This window comes from Methylomonas lenta (assembly GCF_001644015.1).
Classification (GTDB): domain Bacteria; phylum Pseudomonadota; class Gammaproteobacteria; order Methylococcales; family Methylomonadaceae; genus Methylomonas; species Methylomonas lenta.
Window position 1 is genome coordinate 1 of record NZ_LUUI01000033.1, and the last position, 20,201, is coordinate 20,201.

The following is a 20,201-nucleotide window of genomic DNA, read 5'->3' on the forward strand; positions in this document are numbered from 1 at the left end:
GCGGGTGCGGGGAACGCACTAATCCTAACTCATTGTTAGATAAACGGAAATAGCCCGTCTATTTTTTTACCGATTTTTTCGGTATTTTCCGCGTTGTTAAAGAGCTTCGGTTTCATCGTCTTCTATCGGGAAAAACGATACCAGTTTCAAGCCGTCCAGCTCCACCGGTAGTCGCCGATTCTTGCCCAAGGTCATGAAGTCGAAACCGGATTCGGTGTTGGTGGACCAGGCCATTACCGCATTACCTTCTTCTAAACCCTGTTCGATTTGCGACCAGATCATGTCGCGGACTTTGGCCGATAAGTCGCCGACATAAACGCCGGCCCGAATTTCGATTAGCCATACCGCCAAGCGCCCGCGCAAACGGGGCGGGACGTTTTCAGTTACGATGACCAACATCGCCGATACTCTCTGGGTTGGGGATGGCGGGGGCGATATTTTCTTCCGCCGGTGTAGGGATTACCAATTCGCCTGCCGCCAATACCTCTTCGATAGTGGGAATGATCTTCCTGAGGATTTTGCTTTGCCGGAATATATCCCGGCACATCAGTCGCACTTCGCGTTCCGGATTCGGGTAGTTCTTGGCGGCGATCTTGAAGGCGTGCGGGATGATGTCGTCGAATTTGAATAGGTCTGCAATATCGTAGACAAACGACAGAGGCTTACCGGTGTGGATGAAGCCAATGGCCGGGGCGTAACCAGCGGCCAGCACCGCTGCTTCGGAGATGCCGTACAAACAAGCAGTAGCCGAGCTGATGCAGCGGTTGGCTGTGTCGCTGTTATCCCATTGGGTGTGGTCGTAATTGCGGCCTTTCCATTCCACGCCGGCCTGCTTGGCCAACAATTGGTACAGCTTGCGCACTCTGGCGCCTTCGATGCCGCGCAGCTGTTCGACACTGCGGCGTTCGGGCGGTTTTTCGCCGAAACGGATTTCGTACATCTTGCGCACGACTTTCAAGCGGGCGTTGTCGTCCAGCGCCAGTTTGGCCTGATAGAGCAAGCGGTCCGAGCGCGCGCCGCCGGGTTGGCCGGCAGCATATAGCCTTACGCCGGCTTCGCCCACCCAAACCAGCAAGGTGCCGGCTCTGGCAGCCAGGGCGGCGGCGTGATGCGAGACGCGAGTGCCGGGTTCCAGCATGATGCAGGCGATGGAACCCACCGGAATGTGGGTGCGGATGCCGGTTTCGTCGATGACGACAAAGGCGCCGTCTTTGACATCGATCTGGCCTTTTTCGATAAAGACCAACGAGACGCGTTCTTTCATGGCAATGGGTTTGAGGGGTGGAAGCATGGTTCAATCATCCTTAATTTCTTAACATGACCGCGCTAGATGCTGCCGATCAATCTCTGAGTTAACAAGGTTTGCATATCGCGGCGTCCATCCAGAACGGCATGCACGACGACTTGGTCAAGCATTCTCTGGTAAATAATACGATACGGTTTTACGATCAATTGGCGGTATTGCCGAATTCCCAAGCTCAGTAATTCTTTCGGAACGGTGCCGCGCTCATTTAAGTCTCCAAGGCTGTTGATAGCAACTTCCAGGCTATCAATAATTTTAGCCGCGGTTTTGTCGCTGACTTGGAGCAGATAGTAATCATTGATTGCCAACAAATCCGACACTGCCGGCTCGGTCAGTAGTACCGGAACGCTCATGCCAAGCCGCGCCGCTCGCGTAACCGCGCAAAGGCTTCTCCGCTGGAAACTGTGTTTCCTTCCACGAAGGCTTCCTGGCTTTGCGCCAGAATTTTTAATAAAGCCAATGTTTCCTGCGTTTGCTCATAATCGGCAACCGACTGAATCACCATGGCGGCTTCACCATTTTGGGTGATGACCATGGCTTGATGATCGGATTTGAGCTTTGCAATCACTTCGGCAGCATTGGCTTTTAAGTAACTGATAGGTTTTATATTTTCGGATAATTTCATTTCGATACAACCTAGATCGGACTTAATTCGGATTAATTTAAGTTTGATTATATTCGTTTGACCAGCAACAAACCACAGCCAAACGCCTTAACCCGGCCTAAGCCTGTGAACAGGGTTTGGCGGAAGGCTTCGGCGTCGGTGATTTGCAGTTCGCCGGTGAAATCCAATGTACTGAAGCCGAGAACGATGATGTTGAATAGCACTACGTTTCCTCAAAACCTAGCGATGGATAGCAAACCGCAACCGAAGGCTTTGGCTGGGCCGATGCCTTGGGTAACCTGAGTTTCAAATTCAGCCGAATCAGTTACAGTCATCACGCCGTCAAATAACACTGTCTGAATCTTGCCGCTGCGGCCTTCTTTGGGCTTTCGAAAATACGTCACTGTTTCTGGTTTTACGATTAACGACTCCAGACGCGCAAAATTCTGTAACTTACGTTCCAGCCATGCTTGTTGCTGTTCTTCGTGTAATAACGGTACGCGCACGGTTTTGGTAAAGGTCTTGCCCTTTTTTTCGACCGTCCCCTTGCTGCTGTCCTTGATGGTTTTAATCGGATTGGCCCGTAGCCGAAAGCGCAAACGCTGACCGTTTGGAACATTCAACTCAAATTCACGTTGCCCCAACAGCAATGGACTTTGCTCGCCGCCTACCGGTCTGATTGCCGATTGCAATAACACATTGGCGCCAACACCGGCCTGAACTTGCTCGACCCGAAACAAAAAGTCCCGCTCAGCTTCTTCGCACCCTGGAAACAATCGCCATAAGGCTTGATGAAACTGATAAGTGTTTTTCGCTTGCTGCCAGGGAATATGCACTTTACTCAGAAACATGCTGCCCTCCTTGTCCGTTGGACATGTAAACGGTGCGGCTGGCGAATTGCCTTGGTTGATGAATGATCGGCACATCGCGTTTTTTCATTGGGATAGCGTTGTCGGTGAATTCTTCGCTGTAAACCGTACCACCCGCTTCTCCGCATAACGCCAACGCCGCCAATGCGGAATCTGCGGACACGCGCGTATCGAATATCGGTCTAGCCAGTGGGCAACTTCTTCGCCCGAGTACCGGCGTATACAGTGGCCGTTTTGCAGCTTGCTCGATGTCGTCCAAATCGATAGTCCGGTTGTCATTAGCCCAAACCGCCACGGTATAACAAGCATCTTGCCAATATTCGCGCCAAGTCTGGATGGTGTCGTGACTTTTCAGGCCTCGGTAATCCTCGCGAGCGTTTTTAACGGTGTGGTAGTCGGTCATTTTTTGCGTAGGAATGAACTTGCCGGTCGCCCTATCAAAAACCGGATCAACTCTTACCGCAAACGACACACTCGCAGCCAAAGCTTGTAGACCTTCGTGGTCAATTCGGTCAATACCAAGACATGCTCCCAATAAACCAAGTAAAGCGCTGCGACCCGGAAACAATTCGGAAGGCCGTAAGCCCTCGAAGCTTTCCCGGCCCCAGGCTTGCATTGGCCCTTGCAGTTTTAAGATTAAATACTCGCGCATGGCGTTTATCCTTGGCCGTTGGTTCTGATCCAGTTTTCCAACGCAGGCAGCGATGGTTTTGCGGCGATGTCATTCGGCAAACTCACTTCATCCAGGGCAAATTCGGAGCAACGCTCCTGCAAACCGTAACCACGATGGATTTTGTCCCAATGGCTATTCAGAACCGTGATAGACGGTTCGCGGAAGCCGCCGGTTTTGTAGTCAGACTGAACCGGTTTTTCGAAGGCATTTGCCAACGAAATAGGCTGATGCGAAAAACTGACCAAGGCTAAATCCGCCAGATTGTGCGCGGCAAAACTTTGCTGTTTGGCACTCGGCACTTCGGTCGCCAGCATATGCAGGACGTGGGCGGCAATTTCCAGTGCTTTGGCGCGGCCTTCGGCGGTTTCCTCGGCTTTAATATCGGACAACAAGCCCAGATTGACTTGCAACTGTTTCAGGTTAAGGCTGGCGTAACGGTAGAATACGCCGGAAGAAAATTCCTGAGTATCCAAATGACCGGAACCCAATTCCTGCAAGTCGTCTACGGCAGTGAACCAGTCGATGTCGGCATCGACGGCGTGGGTGGTGATGGCGTGGGCCACAGCCAAAGCGCCAGTGATATTTGACATTAAACCCGATGTTGCCATTCGCCCGGACAATGCCATATCAATTGCATTTCCACATGCTTTTAGCAGCCCTGCCGAATCAGCTTCGAGCTCCTTTTTCAATTTTTTTAACAAGAACTCGTCCTTAATTTCGTCGCTAGATTTTTTAGGCTTTTTCTTAGTTGGTTTTCTACTGTTTTCTTTTTCGATAGCCTTTTGTAGGGCATCTTTTTCTTTATCTGTCAGCTCTTGCTGATAAACCCTAATTACGTTGTCGCATAAAAACTTAAACTCAGAAACAGCCCAGGGCGCAACAGCAACTTTCTTTGTCGGAGCTTCGCTATAGTCTTCCTGACTTACATCATCTGAATTTTCTTCTTCGTTATCTTCTTCACCAGCCAAGGTTTTACTACTAAAAACTTGAACAGCTTTTTCTATCCAATGCTTTTCGACTTCATAACCTCCACAAGCCAGTTCATCAGCAAGCGTTTCAATTAACAAACCCAGCTCCCTAGTTCTGATTGAACGTTCTGGAAAATGTTGCTTGTAATAGTTACTGTTACGCATCGTCCGTTTCAAGCTCTGGCTTGAAACACGTACTCGCCGTTTCCCACCAAAAATTGCCGACTTTTGCATATTCATGTCATCGCGGTTTAAACAAGATGGACTATGAGAAATTAACACGTGGAAATTAACAAAATTTTCATTCATGGCTCTGAATTCCTTTAATTTAAGCGGGTTATTTTTTAGTGTGTTGATTTAAAAAGAAGTCTTCCAAAAGCTTTTGCTTTACGCGGAGGTCTGGTCTATTCCAATTCCAAATAGTTTTCGCCATTTTTATCCAGTCTACTTTTGGCTTATCAGATTGTTTGAGCAAGCGTCGTAACTGAATCAAGTCATTTGGCTCCTCGGATCGAATGACCATAAACAAACGCTTTTCGTTGATTTCTGCCTTCGCTAAGGCCTTTCCCAACGAATCGCCGCTTTCCTGATGAGTGATCAGCGGCAAGCAATACACCAAACGTTGCATGTCTTTGCCGGCTCTAGCGTCATGCAGCAAACGATAGAATGCAGGTATCTCCAGCAAATCGTCCGGCTGCGCTACTCGCTTCAATTCGGCCTGCGGACCGGGCTTAAGCTTTTGGTAGCGTTCATACAGGATCATAAAATCCAGCACATGGTTTTGTCCTTCACTCATGCTTTAGCTCCTTCGGGTTCCAGTTCTTTAAGCGATTTATGCAACGAGCGCCTAGCTAAAGCCAACGCTTTCAACATTTTGGGTTCCTGTCGGTAAGGGGTGGTCGCTTGCTCGAACAAATCGATTACGACAGTTTTGAGCTTACGATTCAACGCTTGCAGTGTGGAATCGGGGGCGGCAAATTTCACCTCTGCGAAAACTTGGTGCAACAGGTGTTCGGTTTGCTGGTAGTAAACGGCCTCAATACATCCACATATTTCACTAATTTTGTCTCTGCTTGATTTGCTTCCAGGATTAACCAAGGCGCCGCTAACAAAAGTGAATAGACTCTTACGGAGAGCCGTTTTATAAGCTAATCCGCCTTCGATGATCTTATGAATCACCAAACCGTGTTCTGCCCAGCCCTGCGCCAAACTGAAGAACTCATGCCGACGTTCCAATACAGTTGCTTGATTGTTGCGATAACCGCCGATGATTAACTGAATTTTGTTGGCGGTCATGAACGTTCTGGCCTGTTGTAGCACCGGAGCGGCTTGCTGACCTTGTTTATCGTCCAATTGATCGACCACCAATTTACTCAAATGCGTCCAGGTCGGCGCGGTTGTGGTGAATGACGGAAACCTCTCTTCTTTTTCGCCTTTTTTGACAGTAAACGTGCGGGATGACAGCGGATGCGGCCAAACGCCTTCCACGGTGTAATTGAACTTGGCTTTTTTGAATCCTCGATAAACCGGTTCATCGCAGCCGCAGCAACTGCATATCCCGGTTTTCTGAGCCGGGAGCAATTCAAAGTGGGCAGGCTGCCAGAGTAAACCGCGAGCTAACCCGATGGCGGATGCAGGAAACTTGTCTCCCGCTTTAACGGTATCCAGGTAATTCGGTCGTTGATTATTTGTCGCTTGATACCAAGGCATTACCGATTCGGCGGTTTCTTCGGTCAAGACGTTGAGCCAGAGTGTTTGGCGTAAATCGTTTCCTTTGATCAAAACCGTAATCGGCGTGCTGCCGCGCAGACTGCCCTTAAAGCCACCGCCCATGCTCGGCGCATTGTTAGCAACATTGAATAGTGCAATCGCTGCGCAACCTCCACACAAGGCTTCGCCCAAACCGGGAGGATTGACGAAGGTCTTATTGGTACCGTCGGCGACGCCTGCCAATAATTTGTCCATCGGAGTCGGTTCTTTGGCATCGACGCCGCGTATCTGCATAAACGGCGTTTGCGGATGATCCAAATCGAACCAGTCCATTTTGCTTTTGCAGGCTTCGGCGTAATTCTCCGGCGTCAATGGCTGTTGAACAAACCGCCCCAGCTCTTTTTTATCCTTGGGTGTAAACAACACTTGTGTGATGGCACACAGCAATTGCAAACCCGCCAGTTCCATATCGTCGCGCGGCAAACACAATTCGCCGCTGGCTTCGCCGCATAGCAATTGTTGCAAGCCGATTTTTTGATAGCTGCCTTGCTGTTGAACAGGTATCCAGGCGTCAGTCAGTAGATTCATACGCTCTCCTTGGTTGTTTCAATGCGAAATAAGCCGGTATCGGCATGGTAGAGATAGGTGTCATTTTCATGGTGAGCGATAAAACCGCCCGCTTCTTGGTGCTGCATTGGTAAGTGGATCAAGCCATCTTGGCCGGCTTTCGGCAGCCGATCTCGATTGGCCCAGCTATGCGGCACGGCAACGGTATTTAGATTTAGCGCTTCTGCCAAATTGCTTTCGTCGAGGTCGTGCAAGCAATCACCATTCAAAACATGTTCCCGCCCCTGATCGTCGAGATAAACCGGCAAAACATTTAAACTCATCTCGCCATCGCGGGTTAGTGCTGCGACAGTGGAATCGTTATCTGACAATTCATGCATCGAGCTCCTAATCAATTGTTTGGCGGACATGTGGCTGGTGTAACAAGCGTCTTTATAGGTTTCGTAATTTTTTGTCACCGCATCCGGCTCGTCACTCCAAGCCTCTTGGCCATAAACCAACTCAATCCAAGGTCTGTAAACAACCGGAAACGCCAGCCTGGAACCGGTTTCCCGTTTGGCCTGCTCCAACAATTGTTGGGTTCGCCAAAGCACTCGACTATTGCCATAAATCACGGCATGCAGGTCGTAATCGATGTTTTCCGGCAATAGCACGGTACAAACCGGTTCTGTGAATCCGCTAGGTCGACCGCTTTGATTTTTAGCGTGCCGATGCAAGCGGCCCATGCGTTGAAACAGTAAATCGACCGGGCAAAGTTGGGTAATCAACCAATCGAAATCCAAATCCAGCGACTGTTCGACCACTTGCGTGGCAATCAGCAAACGGCCTTGTTTACGACGTTCTAGCGATTCCGGGGCGAAGCATTGAAGAACGGTTTGTTCCTTTTTCTGCCGGTCGGCGAAGATGAAACGGGAATGGAACAGCAACAGTTGTTCTTCGTTGAGTGTCGGCGACTGTTGCACACGTTGGCGCAAAGATTGGTATAGCTGCTGGGCGACAGCCACCAGATTACAGACCAAGCAAACTTGTGCGCCTTGCTCCACTGCGTCCAACAAACGTTGTAGCAAGTCGGCATCCGGCAATAATTCCGGGGTTTTCAGCAGTTCAATGTTGACCGTCGTCGGCGTGGGCATTTGCTCCGGCAAGTCCGACAAATCGAAAAACTGAACTTGACCGTCTTGGCAATGGCTAATCAACGGATAATTTTTGTTTTCGTCCGGTAGCGCACAGTTCCAGGCGTTCGCCAATTGGCGTTTTTGTTCGAACGGCAAGGTTGCCGACAGCAAAACCGCGCTTCCGCCGGTCAAACGCTGTTGTTCCAACACGGCTTCCAGCAAACCGTACATGTAACTGTCGTAGGCGTGCACTTCGTCGATAATCAACACGCTACGGCCGATGCCAAATCCGCGCACGAATTTATGCTTGACCGGTAATACCGATACCAAAACCTGATCGACGGTACACACGCCGATTTGACCCAAAAACACCCGCTTGCGACTCTGCGCCAGCCATTGGCCGCATTGCACCCAGGCTTCTTCATGACCTTGCGCGGTTTGCGGCAGGCAAGCTTGTTTCAAATCGATGAAATCCTGTTGATACCTGGCGCGGCCATGCGCCAGTACCAAGTTGGTTTGATTGGCAAACAATAACGGTGCGGCTTTTTCTAAACGGCTCAACATGGCGTTGGCGGTAGCCTGGGTTGGCAACGCGAATATGATGCTGTCGGCCAATCCCAACGCCAATAGTTGCCACGCATAGGCCAGCGCCGTTTCGGTTTTGCCAGAACCGGTGGAGGCTTCGACGATGGTCAAACCGGGCGCTTTCGGTAACTTCTCAATGAGACATTGCACTTGCCGCGGCTTATTGCCGGGATCAAGTAATTCGTCGACGGATTGGTAAGCCTTGGCCTGACCGATTACACCGGCATCATTCAACGCTTGCTCGGCAATAGTTAATCGAACGGCGTACCAACGTTGCAGGGCATCCAAGTCACCACAAGGTTTATCGTCATAAATGAAACGTTCAGACGAGCCCAACCAATCGCATACCGAACAGAATCCGGCCAGCATAATAGCTGCCGATTGATGGTTTTTTCCGGTTTTTAATTCGGGCGGATTAGCGTCTAAAGTGATGCCTGCTGGTTGCAAAAATAGCTGTTCCAAGATTTGCAGCCATTGCAGGCGGCTTTGCCTGAAAGAGGTCTTTAATTCGTCAGAAGCGCACAAATCATATTCGTAAGAATCCTTGACATGCTCTTCCGGCACAATACCGTGATGCCCAACGACAGGTGCCAACCAACTGCACCAGGCATTCCAATCATCGTTGTCGTCGAAACAAAAATCCCCGTCGCCCGCCGAAAACCGTTCCCTTAAGTCGTTATAAAACCAGTACAAACCTGCTGGGCCATGGTAATAGTCCTTAATAGCCTTACCATTTAATTGAACCGGTGCGGCCGAGAGCTTTGGATTAGCCGCAACCCAGGCAGCACTCGCTTTACGTTGAAAGCGTAAATCGAATTTACCGTAATCGTGCAAAGCGATAAAAAACAGTAGCCAAGCGCGTGTTTGCTCTTCATTCAAACCGCTTATCCCGGCAAAACTACGTTGCAGATTTTTGCTGGTTTTTAGCCAAGCATCCGCCACCGCCGCTACATCCAGACAATGGTAAGGCAGCAAATGGTAAGCAGGGCCTTCGCCATCCTCCGGTCTGGCCTTTCCCCAATACTTGTAATACAGCCTTGTATCTGACATTGTTGGCCTCGCTTATTGGTCCATGTTGCTTATCGGTTGAATCAAGTCGTATAGAAATTCCGGCGCCAAATCAGCACCGTTTGGCCAGCTAACGGTTCCTAACTCCGGGTCTAGCCGAATTTGGCGGAATAACAACGGGTCTGATAATGGCTCGAACATTTCTCCCCACAATGCGTTGCTTAAATCGACAACGCCGGTAACACCATTGTTAAACGTCAGCTTAAGTTCGTAGTTTTCGAGTGTTTCAACATCGGTAACGTGCATAGCCATGTCCTGATTCCTACGACATAACGGTTTTCATCGAGCCATTAGTCGGGCAAATTCTTCGTACACAATTTCGCGTTTGGCAATCAACACGATGTAAAGCATGGCATCATCAAAGCGATAGATAATCCGGTATTTACCAACCCGAACCCGCAAATACTCGGGGTTGCCAACCATGTTTAGCGACTCCTGCGGCTGCGGCTCTTGCAGTAAAGCCAGCAACTTGATTTTGATCTGCTTGGCAATGCGCTGATCCGATTCGGCCAGTTTTCGCAGGCTTTTTTCTGCTGATTTGGTGAAATCGATCTGACGCATCAAATGCTATCCAATAAATTCTTACTGGCTTCCGCACCGATAAAGCCTTCCTGTTCGGCCAACACGGCCAAGTTGTGTAGGCATGTATCTTCAAATGCCAGCAACTCCTGATAACGGGCTGACGACACTAAAATGGCGAAATCCTTATGGTGTTTTTGGATGGCAACCGGTTCCTGCTGTGCGTTGTTCAATAATTCTCCGAAAGCTTGCTTGGCTTGGGTGGCATTGATAATTTTCATAAAATCCTCCATTTAAAAAATGACTATTTTGTCCATTTTAATCATTTTTCCACCCACAATCCTAGTGCGTTGCTGTAAACGATTTTCTGCTTTGCTCCAATAACGGTAATACAGCGCTGTGCTCGACATACATTGTCTCGTTTAACGTTAGACTTTCACCCAGGTTACGCCGACAGTTTCTATGATTTAGGCCAACGCCTGGCGGCAGTTCGGTGTAGACTTTAACTCATAACTTTTTTGTCATGCAATCTTTTTTAGCATATTTTTTATGGGCGACGGCGAAACCACAATATTAGATTTGAAATGGGATGTCCGTCAGCGTTTGACGCTACTGGAAGCAACGGTATTCTGGACCGGCGAACTGGCGACGAATTTTCTGACCGATACCTTTGCCATCAGCCGAGTGCAGGCGACCAAAGATATTGGCCGGTATTTATCGTTGCGGCCAGACAATTTGCGCTATGACCGGTCTTTAAAGCGCTATTTGATCACCGAGCAGTTTCAGCCGTTATTGATCACTGGCCAGCCGCAGGAATGCATGCAGGTACTGCAAGCCTCGCAGTCTGCCGCGTCTCCGGTGTTGACTTTGATGAGCAATATGCCGGCGGTGGAGATATTGACGACGCCCACGCGCCATCTGGATATCAATATATTGCGCCCAGTGTTACAAGCGGCGCGTTTCGGTTTAGTGTTGGAAATCGGTTATCAATCGATGACAACGTCTGAGCCTGCGGTTCGCAAAGTGCAGCCGCACACGCTGGTGTTTGACGGATGGCGCTGGCATATGCGGGCGTTTAGTTATTCGCACAATGATTTTCGCGATTTTGTGTTGGCAAGGATTCATCAGGCTATGGTGGTAGGTAAGCCGGAAAATCCCACCCCTGTCGATACGTTATGGGAAACTCTATTGACGGTTGAAATCGGCCCTCATCCTGGTTTGAGCGATTCGCAAAAACTGGCGATCGAGCGCGATTTTGGCATGGTGGATGGTAAAGCCACTATTACAGTAAGAGCGGCTTTGTTGTCGTATTTATTATTATCTTTGCGTATCGGAAAAGACGATTATCAACGCGAAGCCATGACCCAACAGACTGTTTTGCTTAATAGGGAGGAGTTGCTTCTTTACATGGCTTTTTAGGCTGGTCTTGATTCAGCACTTGTAATGATAGATGGGGTTGTGAAAACAATTTCATATTAATGGTCAGTCCAAGATTTTGGCGTTTTGGGTAGCCTGCCAAAATCATCAATGACTCGAATGGCATTTGGTGCTACATCCGACCAGTTCCATAACACCAGGTTTTGGTTTTTAGCGGTACAGCCGGAAGCAAAACTACGTAGCAGAATTCCGCTAAACTCAAGCGCTTGCAATTGCTCGGCTAATCGCCAAGTCGGCGGTACTTGATTTTGTGTGGTCAGATCTTCCCACGCACAGCTTACCAATTGCTGCTCGTCGTTAAGGTCGGCGATATTTGCACAATCGACCTCATAAGCGACTAAGGTCATCGGTTGTGGTTTAAAAGGAAAACCTTGCTGCGCTTCCATCCAGGCGGTGGTCGGATCAAGCGACAGATAAAGCGCCGCACAGCCAGGCGGGTTAAAGCGTCCGCCATGTTGCTTGGCGCCATTACCCGACAAGGGATCGTAAGACCACATCGGGTGATGGGCACGATACACCGTTCCGGTAAACCGTCTGACGCTGATCGTCAAGCGTACCCGCCATCGGCAATGCGTGCTAAATAGGCTTTCACCGCTTCAGCCCGGCCTTCCTTAACTAAATCTTCTGCGGTTTTATCTCCGAAAGAAGGCAGGGGCTGTGAACGAAACCAGGCAAACGCGCGTCCCACACCCCCCGACCACTCAGCTACACGATTGATGATCTCTACTGTATCTCTTAGGCGTGCCTGGGTGGTGCGGCTTTTACAACGGGCGCTCTTGGTGACTGAATCACGGGACAAGCCGGTAACCTCGGCCAGATCGTTTTGCGTGATGTGCAATACCTTGGCCAAGGTATTGGCGGCAATAAATCCTTCGTCGGAAATAACTTGATGCAGAAAACCGCTAGTAGTCATAAATGCCTCCCTATTTAACCCTGTTTAAGGACAGATTATAGGGCATATGGAATGCCAGCAGCATTTTTCTATGCGAATTGCCTGATAACCCTTTTTACATTTGACCATGCACAAACTGACTCCGGGTGAAGATAACTTCTTGTCAAATAAACAATAAAACGCGGAATCAATATGAATACAAATGCCTTGCGCACATTTACCAAATCACAGGGCATTGACGATTTTGATGATTTTCTCCTCTGCTACCCGGCTCTGCTTCAAGGCTGATTATTCCGGGAGGTTATTGTTGGCGGAAGCCTTAATGTTTTTTTCCATTGACAGCGCTTCGTAACCTGAAATTACATCGAACAGTTCCTCGTCTATGTTGCTCTGCCGTAAAAGGTGGAAATGGGTGTGGAAAGTTTCCAATAATTCGTCGATGTTTTTGTCGGCACGCTCCATCGCGGCCAAGCGGCTGGCATTCTCACTCGCCAGAGATTCAGCACAGGCACGGAACAGCGAGACAAAAAGATATTCGCTAATCAGCGCGCGCAAAGTTGTGGTGTCACCACCAACAACCTCTGGCAAGTTTCCCGTAGGCCATGGAAGATCAGCTAGCTGGCGTTGCCATTTTTCATCCAGTGGCAGCAATCGCAAGCTCACGGGCTCATAAATCGCATCGGACTTGGGGCGGTTGTAAAACAGATAAAGTTCGGCAACTTCAGTTTGATTTGTACTCAGCTTATCCGCAGCACCTGCCCCAAGTGGTGCCGAAGAGCTATGGATCAAGTCGCTCGCCACCAGAATCTGCCCGATCAGCGGTGTAATAGCCTGGACGGAATTTGGCACGGCAAACAAGCCAGTTAAAGGCAGATCCGCATCCGCCAATCTGGCATGAACGCGCTCACCGACAGCCCAGACATGCAGCTTGCCGGGTTGAGCGGCGAGCGTCTTTATCGCATAATCCGCTACCACCTCATTAAACTGACCGACCAAACCTTGATCAGAACCAAACACGATGGCAGCGACTGTATTCTGCTCGGTTCTTGATGTTTGTTCCGCTCTGACAGACCTGGATTCGATTTGGCGAAAACACACGCATAAGCCCAGTTCCACGGTACGGTAGTAATCGGACAGCGCGCGCACCGATTGCTCATATTGACCAATACTGGCAGCGGCCAAAGCCTTCATGGTGCGAACCACCGATTGCAACTCTCCTGCACTGTTAATTTTTCTTTGCAGACTAGCTATCGTATCGCTCATGAGTTTTCTTTCGTTGCCGCATTGGGCAGGATTTGAAATGTTTCAAGCGCTTGTCTGGCAATTTCAATGATGGTTTTACGATCTTCGTCGGTTAATTTTTTCGCCTTATCCAATCGTACGCACACCTCCGTTGGAATGTTCGTTGCCGCCACATCAACAGCTTGTTCGGCAGCCGTCATTTGATCAATCGGTACCGTGTCGAAAAGCTCAGCCGTCAACGCCAGCAAGATTGCAATTTGTGCGGGCACCGACACAGGGGCAAATTCCGGCTGTTGCAGACAGGCGCGGATACGACGTCCATGATCGATAGATTTGCGGGTGATATCATCCAGGCGAGCACCAAACCGAGCAAAGGTTTCGAGTTCCTCGAACTGTGCATAGGCTAGCTTTAGATCACCCGCCACAGCGCGATAGGCTGACAGTTGCGCCTTACCGCCGACGCGCGAAACAGATTTACCGACATCGACAGCGGGCAGTACGCCCAATTCAAACAACGAAGGCGACAGGTAGACCTGCCCATCGGTAATGGAAATCAGGTTGGTCGGTATATAGGCTGAAATATTTTGCGCTTCAGTCTCGATAATAGGCAAGGCAGTTAGGGAACCACCACCAAGTTCCTCGCGTAAATGTGTCGCGCGTTCCAGCAAGCGCGAATGAATATAAAAAATGTCACCGGGAAACGCTTCTCGTCCGGGCGGGCGGCGCAGTAACAACGAAAGCTCGCGATAGGCTCGGGCATGCTGGGTAAGGTCATCGTAAACGATTAGCACATCGCGACCCGTCTGCATGAAGTGCTCCGCGATACTGGTAGCGGCGTAAGGTGCTATATAGGCCAGGCCGGGGGGGTCGTTACCCTCGGTTACCACCACGACGGTATAATCCAGCGCGCCCTTCTCTCGCAAGATGGCCACCGTCTTTGCCACGGAAGAGGCGCGCTGACCAATAGCGCAATAAACGCACAGCACATTTTGGTTGCGTTGATTGAGTATGGTATCGAGTGCAATGGCGGTTTTGCCCGTCTGGCGGTCGCCCAAGATTAATTCGCGCTGGCCGCGTCCTATCGGAATCAGTGCATCGATGACTTTTATGCCAGTCTGCAGCGGCACAGTAACCGGCGCCCTATCCATGATGGGCGTAGCGGGACGTTCGATAGGCAAGCGTTCGCTGAATACGACTGTACCTTTGCCATCCAGTGGTCTACCAAGAGGATCAATCACCCGCCCCAGTAAGCCGTCACCCACCGCCACATCCATAACCCGACCCGTGCGCTCGACTTCATCACCTGTGTTTAGATGCCAGTAATCGCCGAGCAGCACGACGCCGATTTCGTTTTCGTCTACGTTGAAGGCAATGCCAAATACGCCAGCAGGGAATTTCACCAACTCCTCAAAACCAACGCCAGGCAGGCCGGAAACCTTGGCGATGCCGGTAGAGACCGTGGTAATCGTGCCCACCTCGTGCAGCGTCAGTTGCGAGGTAAAGGCTGCTCTTACCTGGCTTATGTCGGCAAAAGTGCGGTCGAAAACTTCTTGCAGGCTCTGGAGTTCCTGATTCATTGGCTGTTTGTTTCTAGCTTAGGCTCTGCTTTAGCTTCAGGCTTAAACTCAGCCTGGGTTATGGATTTGTCGTTCTCTTGCACAAGTTCATCGACGGCTTTTTCCAGCGACAGCAGATAATCCGAGATGCTCCAGGCCAGCTTTTGTCCCGTCACAGTAGTAAGCTCAATGCCGCTGATCTGCTCGGGTGCAGTTTCGAAGCGGATGTTGACTTCCGCAGAGAAGGTTTTATTCAGCGCGTTTTGAATCAGCGCACGTTGCTCGGCAGACAAATCAAAAGCGCTGCGCAACAGTGAGGGTGCAAGCGCTGTTTTAAGTGCTTCAGCGAGGCCTTGTTTCGTCTCAGCGTCCATCTCTTGCAAGCGGCGAGTGAAAACTTCGCACAGACATTCTTCCAGACTGGTTGTTGCCAGATCCGTTAACGTCTGTCGCGCAATCGCAAATACTTCCTGCTGAGTGCGACGACGAATGGCTAGATTGAGATGATGTACTTCGTTTCTGAGGCTTTCCTGTCGTTTTGCGCTCAAGCTATCGGCCGCCTGACGCGCTTCATCAAGCAGTCGCTGACGCTCGGCTGCAACATCAATCTTTGCCTGACTGAAAAGCGCAGTACGTTGCTGATCAAATACTTCATTCTTGCGCTGAAACTCGTCACGCTCTTTTTGGGCTTGGGCCCTTTTAGTATCGGCATCGCTAAGTTCTGCGGCGATTCGTTTCTCACGCTCATCGATGGCGTGCAGAATAGGTTGGTAAAGAAATCGCTTCATCAACCACACCAGGATGAGAAAGTTGAGCGCTTGTGCGCTAACGGTGAACCAATCGATCAGCATGGGCTACTTCCCGGCGGCTTGGGCGATGACGTAATTCCAGAACGGGTTGGCGAAAATAAGAATCATAGTGACCACGAAGCAGTAGATGGCTGTGGATTCGATCATCGCCAGACCGACAAACAAAGTACGAGTAATGGTGGCGGAGGCATCGGGCTGTTGGGCCAGCGCTGTCAGCGCCGTCGCAACCGCCTTACCTTCTGACAATGCAGGCCCTAAAGTGCCAAAGCCTGTGGTGATGCCGGCAATGACAATAGATGCCACCGCGATAATAGTCATGCTATCCATAGTTTTTCCTCAGGTTATTTTAATGTTTCAAGTTTTAAATGCTGGCTTACGCGTCCGCGTGGCGGCCGCGATATAAACTGCAGCCAGGATGGTGAAGATATAAGCCTGAACCATGCCGGTCAGTAGGCCTAGCATTGTCATGATAATAGGAAAAATAAACGGCGTAATGCTCAGCAGAATACCGATAATCATTGCCCCGCTCATCATGTTGCCGAACAGGCGGACAGCCAAGGCCAAGGTGCGGGAAATTTCGCTAATGATGTTAAATGGCAGCATGATGACCGTGGGTTCAAAGTAAGACTTGAGATAGCCGCCCAAACCCTGATCCCGGATGCCGAAAAACGGCACAGCCACCAATACACATAGCGCCAGTGCCACGGTGGTTGACAGCGAGCCGGTCGGCGGTTCGTAGCCGGGAATAATGGTACACAGGCTAGCCATGGCAACGAACAGGAACAAGGTACCCAGGAAACCGAGATAGGTTCGCGGTTCAGTCAAGCCAACCTCTTCGATTTGTTTTTCGATGGCGGTGACGATAATTTCCAGTAGATTTTGCCAGCGGCTGCGTTGCAGGTCGGTGGAAAGATTTCGGGTGATGAGTTTTGAACCGACCACTAACAGCAACATCAGTCCCCAGGTGAACACAATAGTGGCATTCAGTGTGATAAAGCCATATTGCCAAAAAATCATCTGATCAGGACTAAGGTGCATGGCTAGTCTCCGTTGCTGAACCGGTTTGAGCTTCTCCTGAGGTCCGAGTCAGTCTGATCACGACTAGGCGTGCCATGACAAATCCCAACAGACATAACAACAACCGCTGCCAATGACCGTCAGAAACCAGATAAAATCCAGCCAGGGTAATACTCATTCTTAATAGCAGGCTGGGTAGCAACCACAGAGCCGGTCGCTGGGATGAAAGGCTCTTGTTAACTGTCCACCAAAGCCCGCCGAAGAACATTCCACCCAACAACAATCCTGCTAGCCACGTTAGCCCCCCAATCAGCATTTCATTCATCGTCGTCCTCCTTCTGTTCATCCCGTATGGCTTGGTCTTCTTTATCGACCCAGTGCCACGCATTGAAGCAACCCATTGTAAGCCCGGCCATCAATAACGCCAGCGTCCACGAGCGGCCACCCGGATAATGTTGGTCCAACCAGATGCCTAGCGCAGCACCGAGCAAAGTCGGCACAACCACCGACCAGCCGACCAGGCCCATCATTCCCAAGCCGAACCAAACCCCAGGTGTAGCGTTACGCTTTGCTTTGAGTTTACGGGCAGCCTTTGCCCCCACTTGCGTGGCAAAAGTAGGCGAGTCTTGCTTGGTCTTCTTGGGCTGATTATTCATGTTGAAAGTTTGCAAATCGACGTAGAAATCCGGCTTCTAGTTTCGTCATGACCGATCGCATGCTTTGCTCTTGTTCGTCCAGAATCAGAAATTCCTGTTCAACGGTATCCCGCAATTGGCCAAGATCCGCACCGTCCACTGCCCGGCGCACGGAAACCAGCACATCCGGGCCGGTCTTGATCAGTACGCCTTCATCCACGGCCAACATCACTTCCCCGTCAGATGCTGTCTGGTAAATTAAAATACCCGGTTCCAGCGCCGCGACACAGTCGAGTCGGTGCGGCAGTAGCCCAAAGGAGCCGTCTGGCGTCTCGGCCACAATGCGCGAAACGCCGGTTTTATCGGCGAAGATTTGGAAAGGTAGCAGAATCTTAAGATTCATCAGTGTCTGTGGCATTTTGAATCTCCCTTTGAGAGTTCGCCTCGACGATTGGCTTAGTGCCAATTTCAGTCTCTGATGAGACTTTGGCAGCAGACTTGGCAGATTTTGCTTTCAATATGGCCTCATCTACCGAGCCTATCATATAAAGCGCACTTTCAGGGTAGTCTTTGAATTCATCGTGCAGGATGCGCTCACAGCCATCCAGCGAATCTTTCAGGCTAACCAGTTTTCCGTTCATGCCGGTGAATTGTTCAGTGGTGAAAAAGGGTTGGGTTAAAAAGCGCTCCAGCCGACGAGCCCGGGCAACTACCTTGCGATCCTGCGGCGAAAGCTGTTCTAAACCAAGCATGGCAATGATGTCTTTGAGTTGCTCGTATTGTGCCAGTGTCCGGCGGATTTCCTGCGCCAAGCGGTAATGCCGTTCGCCGACGATACCGGGCGTGGCCATCTTGGAACTGGATTGCAGCGGATCGATAGCCGGGAATAATCCTTCACTAGCCCGTTTGCGTGACAACACGATAGAGGCAGACAGATGCGAGAAGGTATGCGCTGCAGCTGGATCGGTCAAATCGTCAGCCGGCACATAGACAGCCTGGATGGAAGTGATAGCCCCGCTATCAGTATTGGCGATGCGCTCCTCCAACCCCGACAGCTCGGTACCCATGGTCGGCTGATAACCCAGACGTGAAGGCATTTGCCCCATCAAGCCGGAGATCTCCATGCCTGCTTGTATGAAGCGAAAGATATTGTCGATCAGCAGCAACACATCGCGGTGTTCGTCGTCGCGGAAATACTCGGCCATGGTCAACGCCGCATGACCGACTCGAAAACGGGCGCCAGGCGGTTCGTTCATTTGGCCGAAGATCATCACCATATTTGACAACACGCCAGCTTGATTCATTTCACGGTAAAGCTCTTCGCCTTCGCGACAGCGTTCGCCGATGCCACAAAATATACTGACCCCCTGTTGGTGCCCGATCATGTTGTGGATCATTTCGGTCAGCAACACCGTCTTGCCGACACCTGCCCCGCCAAAAAGCCCCGCTTTACCACCGCGTTCCAGCGGCACCAGCACATCAATGACCTTGATGCCTGTTTCAAATATTTCCGATTGGGTGGAGCGTCGTACTAATGGTGGGGGCGGACTATGCACCGAACGCCACTGGATATCGGTGGGTACCGCTTCGCGGTCAATGGCGTTGCCGAAAACGTCAAACATACGCGAGAGTATGCCCTTGCCGACGGGTGCTTGCAAAGGCCCGCCGGTGTTCTCCACCGGCATGCCTCGAGCAAGACCTTGGGTGGAAGTCAAGGCAATTCCACGCACTCGATAGGCATCCAGTTGTGCCAGCACCTCGATGACAATCTTCCCTTGATCAGCGTGCAGTAAAGAGTAGATGGGCGGCAAATATTCATCGAATCGAATATCGACTACGCTACCGCGTACCGAGACAATTACGCCGAATAGTTGGTTATTCATGGTGTTTTCTAAACATATTCACCTCTGTGGACAGTATAGGAGTTGTCTTTTGAGGTGTCACATTTATTATGACTAATACATCATTTCAGGGCTTGAGCTCTACGCTTAAATGATGCAATGGCAATTCAATAGCGAGCCAATGAATATTGCAACTCACGGGATTTTTATACAGCGATGGGAGCAGATTTAAACAGACAGGATAGAAAACGCCCTTCGATTGAATACACTTGTAGCATAAACCCTCGCGGCTTTATCAAGCGTAAGCAACAACTAATCGCAACAGTGTAGCGGAAAAAACCGCTCCCATTGTTTCTAATAATAAAATAATTAATCTAATTTAAACCTGATTGTAAATTTTATTCAGAGGTATATAGTTAAGTCGTGCTTGATTAACTACTGAATTAAAGCCAAGGTGAAGTGAATGAAGACATCTCAAAACCTGTATAGAGACGTTATGACTGGCCTGTTATTGGTGGCAGGGATTTTGAGTTTTATGTCCGCTCAGATTTTGATGACCACGCTGTTATTCAGTACAGCGTCATTATCCAGTAATCTCGATTTTGTAAGACCCGCTCGTGCTAAAGCTTGATGTGATACCTCCTTGTTAGTCAAAGCAGACCTCTCACGGACTGCACACTCCATAGCCTCTAATGTAATTAACATTAGAGGCTTTTTTTGTACTTAAAACCCTCACTGCCATTAAGTTAAGGAAGAACAATCCCTTCTCCCTCCGGGAGAAGGTTAGGATG

General features: G+C 50.1%; 27 protein-coding genes. 2 read left to right on the forward strand and 25 right to left on the reverse strand.

Annotation, left to right across the window (positions count from 1 at the left end):
• Window positions 1-96: 96 nt before the first annotated feature.
• The 14 genes from cas2e to A1359_RS02435 are packed head-to-tail and all read right to left on the reverse strand — an operon-like array spanning window position 97 to window position 10,262.
• On the reverse strand, window positions 97-399 hold the full coding sequence (gene cas2e, locus A1359_RS02370) for a type I-E CRISPR-associated endoribonuclease Cas2e (protein ID WP_066977453.1): 303 nt from the start codon (window positions 397-399) through the stop codon (window positions 97-99).
• A complete protein-coding gene (cas1e, locus tag A1359_RS02375) occupies window positions 380-1,291 on the reverse strand; it encodes a type I-E CRISPR-associated endonuclease Cas1e (RefSeq protein WP_066977456.1) in 912 nt (303 codons plus the stop codon). The genes cas2e and cas1e overlap by 20 nt, the downstream gene beginning before the upstream one ends.
• Before the next feature lie 35 nt (window positions 1,292-1,326).
• Window positions 1,327-1,656, reverse strand: a complete 330-nt coding sequence (locus A1359_RS02380) for a type II toxin-antitoxin system RelE/ParE family toxin (protein ID WP_066977459.1) — start codon at window positions 1,654-1,656, stop codon at window positions 1,327-1,329.
• Complete coding sequence (locus A1359_RS02385) at window positions 1,653-1,928, reverse strand: type II toxin-antitoxin system Phd/YefM family antitoxin (RefSeq protein WP_066977462.1); 276 nt, start codon at window positions 1,926-1,928, stop codon at window positions 1,653-1,655. Before A1359_RS02385 ends, A1359_RS02380 begins: the two co-directional genes overlap by 4 nt.
• Window positions 1,929-1,975: 47 nt before the next feature.
• On the reverse strand, window positions 1,976-2,131 hold the full coding sequence (gene cas6e, locus A1359_RS02390; RefSeq protein ID WP_066977465.1) for a type I-E CRISPR-associated protein Cas6/Cse3/CasE: 156 nt from the start codon (window positions 2,129-2,131) through the stop codon (window positions 1,976-1,978).
• Between the two features lie 9 nt (window positions 2,132-2,140).
• Window positions 2,141-2,758 (reverse strand): type I-E CRISPR-associated protein Cas6/Cse3/CasE, encoded by a 618-nt coding sequence (cas6e, locus tag A1359_RS02395; RefSeq protein WP_066977468.1) that lies wholly within the window; start codon window positions 2,756-2,758, stop codon window positions 2,141-2,143.
• Complete coding sequence (gene cas5e / locus A1359_RS02400) at window positions 2,745-3,428, reverse strand: type I-E CRISPR-associated protein Cas5/CasD (protein WP_066977471.1); 684 nt, start codon at window positions 3,426-3,428, stop codon at window positions 2,745-2,747. The genes cas6e (A1359_RS02395) and cas5e overlap by 14 nt, the downstream gene beginning before the upstream one ends.
• 5 nt (window positions 3,429-3,433) lie before the next feature.
• Window positions 3,434-4,726, reverse strand: coding sequence for a type I-E CRISPR-associated protein Cas7/Cse4/CasC (gene cas7e, locus A1359_RS02405; RefSeq protein ID WP_066977474.1), 1,293 nt, complete (start codon window positions 4,724-4,726; stop codon window positions 3,434-3,436).
• 28 nt (window positions 4,727-4,754) lie between these two features.
• Window positions 4,755-5,213, reverse strand: a complete 459-nt coding sequence (casB, locus tag A1359_RS02410; protein ID WP_066977477.1) for a type I-E CRISPR-associated protein Cse2/CasB — start codon at window positions 5,211-5,213, stop codon at window positions 4,755-4,757.
• Window positions 5,210-6,715: a type I-E CRISPR-associated protein Cse1/CasA gene (casA, locus tag A1359_RS02415; RefSeq protein ID WP_066977480.1), complete on the reverse strand. Its 1,506-nt coding sequence runs from the start codon at window positions 6,713-6,715 to the stop codon at window positions 5,210-5,212. The genes casB and casA overlap by 4 nt, the downstream gene beginning before the upstream one ends.
• Entirely contained in the window at window positions 6,712-9,444 is a 2,733-nt protein-coding gene (cas3, locus tag A1359_RS02420) for a CRISPR-associated helicase/endonuclease Cas3 (RefSeq protein WP_066977483.1), read from the reverse strand. Before cas3 ends, casA begins: the two co-directional genes overlap by 4 nt.
• A gap of 12 nt (window positions 9,445-9,456) precedes the next feature.
• The gene (locus A1359_RS02425; RefSeq protein ID WP_066977486.1) at window positions 9,457-9,714 is read right to left on the reverse strand and encodes a DUF2442 domain-containing protein; all 258 of its coding nucleotides are present in this window, start codon (window positions 9,712-9,714) and stop codon (window positions 9,457-9,459) included.
• Window positions 9,715-9,741: 27 nt separating this feature from the next.
• Window positions 9,742-10,023 carry a type II toxin-antitoxin system RelE family toxin gene (locus A1359_RS02430; protein ID WP_066977489.1) on the reverse strand — a complete coding sequence of 94 codons (282 nt, stop codon included), beginning with the start codon at window positions 10,021-10,023 and terminating at the stop codon, window positions 9,742-9,744.
• Window positions 10,023-10,262: a type II toxin-antitoxin system Phd/YefM family antitoxin gene (locus tag A1359_RS02435; RefSeq protein WP_066977529.1), complete on the reverse strand. Its 240-nt coding sequence runs from the start codon at window positions 10,260-10,262 to the stop codon at window positions 10,023-10,025. The genes A1359_RS02430 and A1359_RS02435 overlap by 1 nt, the downstream gene beginning before the upstream one ends.
• 268 nt (window positions 10,263-10,530) lie before the next feature.
• Here A1359_RS02435 and A1359_RS02440 point away from each other — a divergent pair, with 268 nt between their 5' ends.
• Window positions 10,531-11,400, forward strand: coding sequence for a WYL domain-containing protein (locus tag A1359_RS02440; protein WP_066977492.1), 870 nt, complete (start codon window positions 10,531-10,533; stop codon window positions 11,398-11,400).
• Between the two features lie 56 nt (window positions 11,401-11,456).
• Here the strand turns inward: A1359_RS02440 and A1359_RS02445 are convergent, their stop codons facing one another.
• The 11 genes from A1359_RS02445 to atpD all read right to left on the reverse strand — a co-directional run bounded on the left by A1359_RS02445 (window position 11,457) and on the right by atpD (window position 19,452).
• The gene (locus tag A1359_RS02445; protein ID WP_083960456.1) at window positions 11,457-11,969 is read right to left on the reverse strand and encodes an RES family NAD+ phosphorylase; all 513 of its coding nucleotides are present in this window, start codon (window positions 11,967-11,969) and stop codon (window positions 11,457-11,459) included.
• Window positions 11,966-12,331, reverse strand: a complete 366-nt coding sequence (locus A1359_RS02450) for an antitoxin Xre/MbcA/ParS toxin-binding domain-containing protein (RefSeq protein ID WP_066977498.1) — start codon at window positions 12,329-12,331, stop codon at window positions 11,966-11,968. Before A1359_RS02450 ends, A1359_RS02445 begins: the two co-directional genes overlap by 4 nt.
• A gap of 267 nt (window positions 12,332-12,598) precedes the next feature.
• On the reverse strand, window positions 12,599-13,573 hold the full coding sequence (locus A1359_RS02455; protein WP_066977502.1) for a F0F1 ATP synthase subunit gamma: 975 nt from the start codon (window positions 13,571-13,573) through the stop codon (window positions 12,599-12,601).
• Window positions 13,570-15,129: an alternate F1F0 ATPase, F1 subunit alpha gene (locus A1359_RS02460; RefSeq protein WP_066977504.1), complete on the reverse strand. Its 1,560-nt coding sequence runs from the start codon at window positions 15,127-15,129 to the stop codon at window positions 13,570-13,572. The genes A1359_RS02455 and A1359_RS02460 overlap by 4 nt, the downstream gene beginning before the upstream one ends.
• Window positions 15,126-15,959 carry a F0F1 ATP synthase subunit B family protein gene (locus tag A1359_RS02465; protein WP_066977507.1) on the reverse strand — a complete coding sequence of 278 codons (834 nt, stop codon included), beginning with the start codon at window positions 15,957-15,959 and terminating at the stop codon, window positions 15,126-15,128. The genes A1359_RS02460 and A1359_RS02465 overlap by 4 nt, the downstream gene beginning before the upstream one ends.
• Window positions 15,960-15,962: 3 nt before the next feature.
• Window positions 15,963-16,244: a F0F1 ATP synthase subunit C gene (locus tag A1359_RS02470; RefSeq protein ID WP_066977509.1), complete on the reverse strand. Its 282-nt coding sequence runs from the start codon at window positions 16,242-16,244 to the stop codon at window positions 15,963-15,965.
• 27 nt (window positions 16,245-16,271) lie between these two features.
• Window positions 16,272-16,955 carry a F0F1 ATP synthase subunit A gene (locus tag A1359_RS02475; protein WP_066977513.1) on the reverse strand — a complete coding sequence of 228 codons (684 nt, stop codon included), beginning with the start codon at window positions 16,953-16,955 and terminating at the stop codon, window positions 16,272-16,274.
• Window positions 16,945-17,259: an ATP synthase subunit I gene (locus A1359_RS02480; RefSeq protein ID WP_066977517.1), complete on the reverse strand. Its 315-nt coding sequence runs from the start codon at window positions 17,257-17,259 to the stop codon at window positions 16,945-16,947. The genes A1359_RS02475 and A1359_RS02480 overlap by 11 nt, the downstream gene beginning before the upstream one ends.
• Window positions 17,252-17,590 (reverse strand): AtpZ/AtpI family protein, encoded by a 339-nt coding sequence (locus tag A1359_RS02485; RefSeq protein WP_066977520.1) that lies wholly within the window; start codon window positions 17,588-17,590, stop codon window positions 17,252-17,254. Before A1359_RS02485 ends, A1359_RS02480 begins: the two co-directional genes overlap by 8 nt.
• A complete protein-coding gene (locus A1359_RS02490) occupies window positions 17,583-17,987 on the reverse strand; it encodes a F0F1 ATP synthase subunit epsilon (RefSeq protein ID WP_066977523.1) in 405 nt (134 codons plus the stop codon). The genes A1359_RS02485 and A1359_RS02490 overlap by 8 nt, the downstream gene beginning before the upstream one ends.
• Entirely contained in the window at window positions 17,962-19,452 is a 1,491-nt protein-coding gene (gene atpD / locus A1359_RS02495) for a F0F1 ATP synthase subunit beta (protein ID WP_066977526.1), read from the reverse strand. Before atpD ends, A1359_RS02490 begins: the two co-directional genes overlap by 26 nt.
• A 421-nt stretch (window positions 19,453-19,873) precedes the next feature.
• Here atpD and A1359_RS22665 point away from each other — a divergent pair, with 421 nt between their 5' ends.
• Complete coding sequence (locus A1359_RS22665; RefSeq protein WP_198159247.1) at window positions 19,874-20,041, forward strand: hypothetical protein; 168 nt, start codon at window positions 19,874-19,876, stop codon at window positions 20,039-20,041.
• Window positions 20,042-20,201 lie beyond the last annotated feature (160 nt).

Bases quoted from the DNA above. Each gene is read 5' to 3' on its own strand.
- cas2e (WP_066977453.1), bottom strand. From the start codon at position 399: ATGTTGGTCATCGTAACTGAAAACGTCCCGCCCCGTTTGCGCGGGCGC.
- cas1e (WP_066977456.1), bottom strand. From the start codon at position 1,291: ATGCTTCCACCCCTCAAACCCATTGCCATGAAAGAACGCGTCTCGTTG.
- A1359_RS02380 (WP_066977459.1), bottom strand. From the start codon at position 1,656: ATGAGCGTTCCGGTACTACTGACCGAGCCGGCAGTGTCGGATTTGTTG.
- A1359_RS02385 (WP_066977462.1), bottom strand. From the start codon at position 1,928: ATGAAATTATCCGAAAATATAAAACCTATCAGTTACTTAAAAGCCAAT.
- cas6e (WP_066977468.1), bottom strand. From the start codon at position 2,758: ATGTTTCTGAGTAAAGTGCATATTCCCTGGCAGCAAGCGAAAAACACT.
- cas5e (WP_066977471.1), bottom strand. From the start codon at position 3,428: ATGCGCGAGTATTTAATCTTAAAACTGCAAGGGCCAATGCAAGCCTGG.
- cas7e (WP_066977474.1), bottom strand. From the start codon at position 4,726: ATGAATGAAAATTTTGTTAATTTCCACGTGTTAATTTCTCATAGTCCA.
- casB (WP_066977477.1), bottom strand. From the start codon at position 5,213: ATGAGTGAAGGACAAAACCATGTGCTGGATTTTATGATCCTGTATGAA.
- casA (WP_066977480.1), bottom strand. From the start codon at position 6,715: ATGAATCTACTGACTGACGCCTGGATACCTGTTCAACAGCAAGGCAGC.
- cas3 (WP_066977483.1), bottom strand. From the start codon at position 9,444: ATGTCAGATACAAGGCTGTATTACAAGTATTGGGGAAAGGCCAGACCG.
- A1359_RS02425 (WP_066977486.1), bottom strand. From the start codon at position 9,714: ATGGCTATGCACGTTACCGATGTTGAAACACTCGAAAACTACGAACTT.
- A1359_RS02430 (WP_066977489.1), bottom strand. From the start codon at position 10,023: ATGCGTCAGATCGATTTCACCAAATCAGCAGAAAAAAGCCTGCGAAAA.
- A1359_RS02435 (WP_066977529.1), bottom strand. From the start codon at position 10,262: ATGAAAATTATCAATGCCACCCAAGCCAAGCAAGCTTTCGGAGAATTA.
- A1359_RS02440 (WP_066977492.1), top strand. From the start codon at position 10,531: ATGGGCGACGGCGAAACCACAATATTAGATTTGAAATGGGATGTCCGT.
- A1359_RS02450 (WP_066977498.1), bottom strand. From the start codon at position 12,331: ATGACTACTAGCGGTTTTCTGCATCAAGTTATTTCCGACGAAGGATTT.
- A1359_RS02455 (WP_066977502.1), bottom strand. From the start codon at position 13,573: ATGAGCGATACGATAGCTAGTCTGCAAAGAAAAATTAACAGTGCAGGA.
- A1359_RS02460 (WP_066977504.1), bottom strand. From the start codon at position 15,129: ATGAATCAGGAACTCCAGAGCCTGCAAGAAGTTTTCGACCGCACTTTT.
- A1359_RS02465 (WP_066977507.1), bottom strand. From the start codon at position 15,959: ATGCTGATCGATTGGTTCACCGTTAGCGCACAAGCGCTCAACTTTCTC.
- A1359_RS02470 (WP_066977509.1), bottom strand. From the start codon at position 16,244: ATGGATAGCATGACTATTATCGCGGTGGCATCTATTGTCATTGCCGGC.
- A1359_RS02475 (WP_066977513.1), bottom strand. From the start codon at position 16,955: ATGCACCTTAGTCCTGATCAGATGATTTTTTGGCAATATGGCTTTATC.
- A1359_RS02480 (WP_066977517.1), bottom strand. From the start codon at position 17,259: ATGAATGAAATGCTGATTGGGGGGCTAACGTGGCTAGCAGGATTGTTG.
- A1359_RS02485 (WP_066977520.1), bottom strand. From the start codon at position 17,590: ATGAATAATCAGCCCAAGAAGACCAAGCAAGACTCGCCTACTTTTGCC.
- A1359_RS02490 (WP_066977523.1), bottom strand. From the start codon at position 17,987: ATGCCACAGACACTGATGAATCTTAAGATTCTGCTACCTTTCCAAATC.
- atpD (WP_066977526.1), bottom strand. From the start codon at position 19,452: ATGAATAACCAACTATTCGGCGTAATTGTCTCGGTACGCGGTAGCGTA.
- A1359_RS22665 (WP_198159247.1), top strand. From the start codon at position 19,874: ATGAAGACATCTCAAAACCTGTATAGAGACGTTATGACTGGCCTGTTA.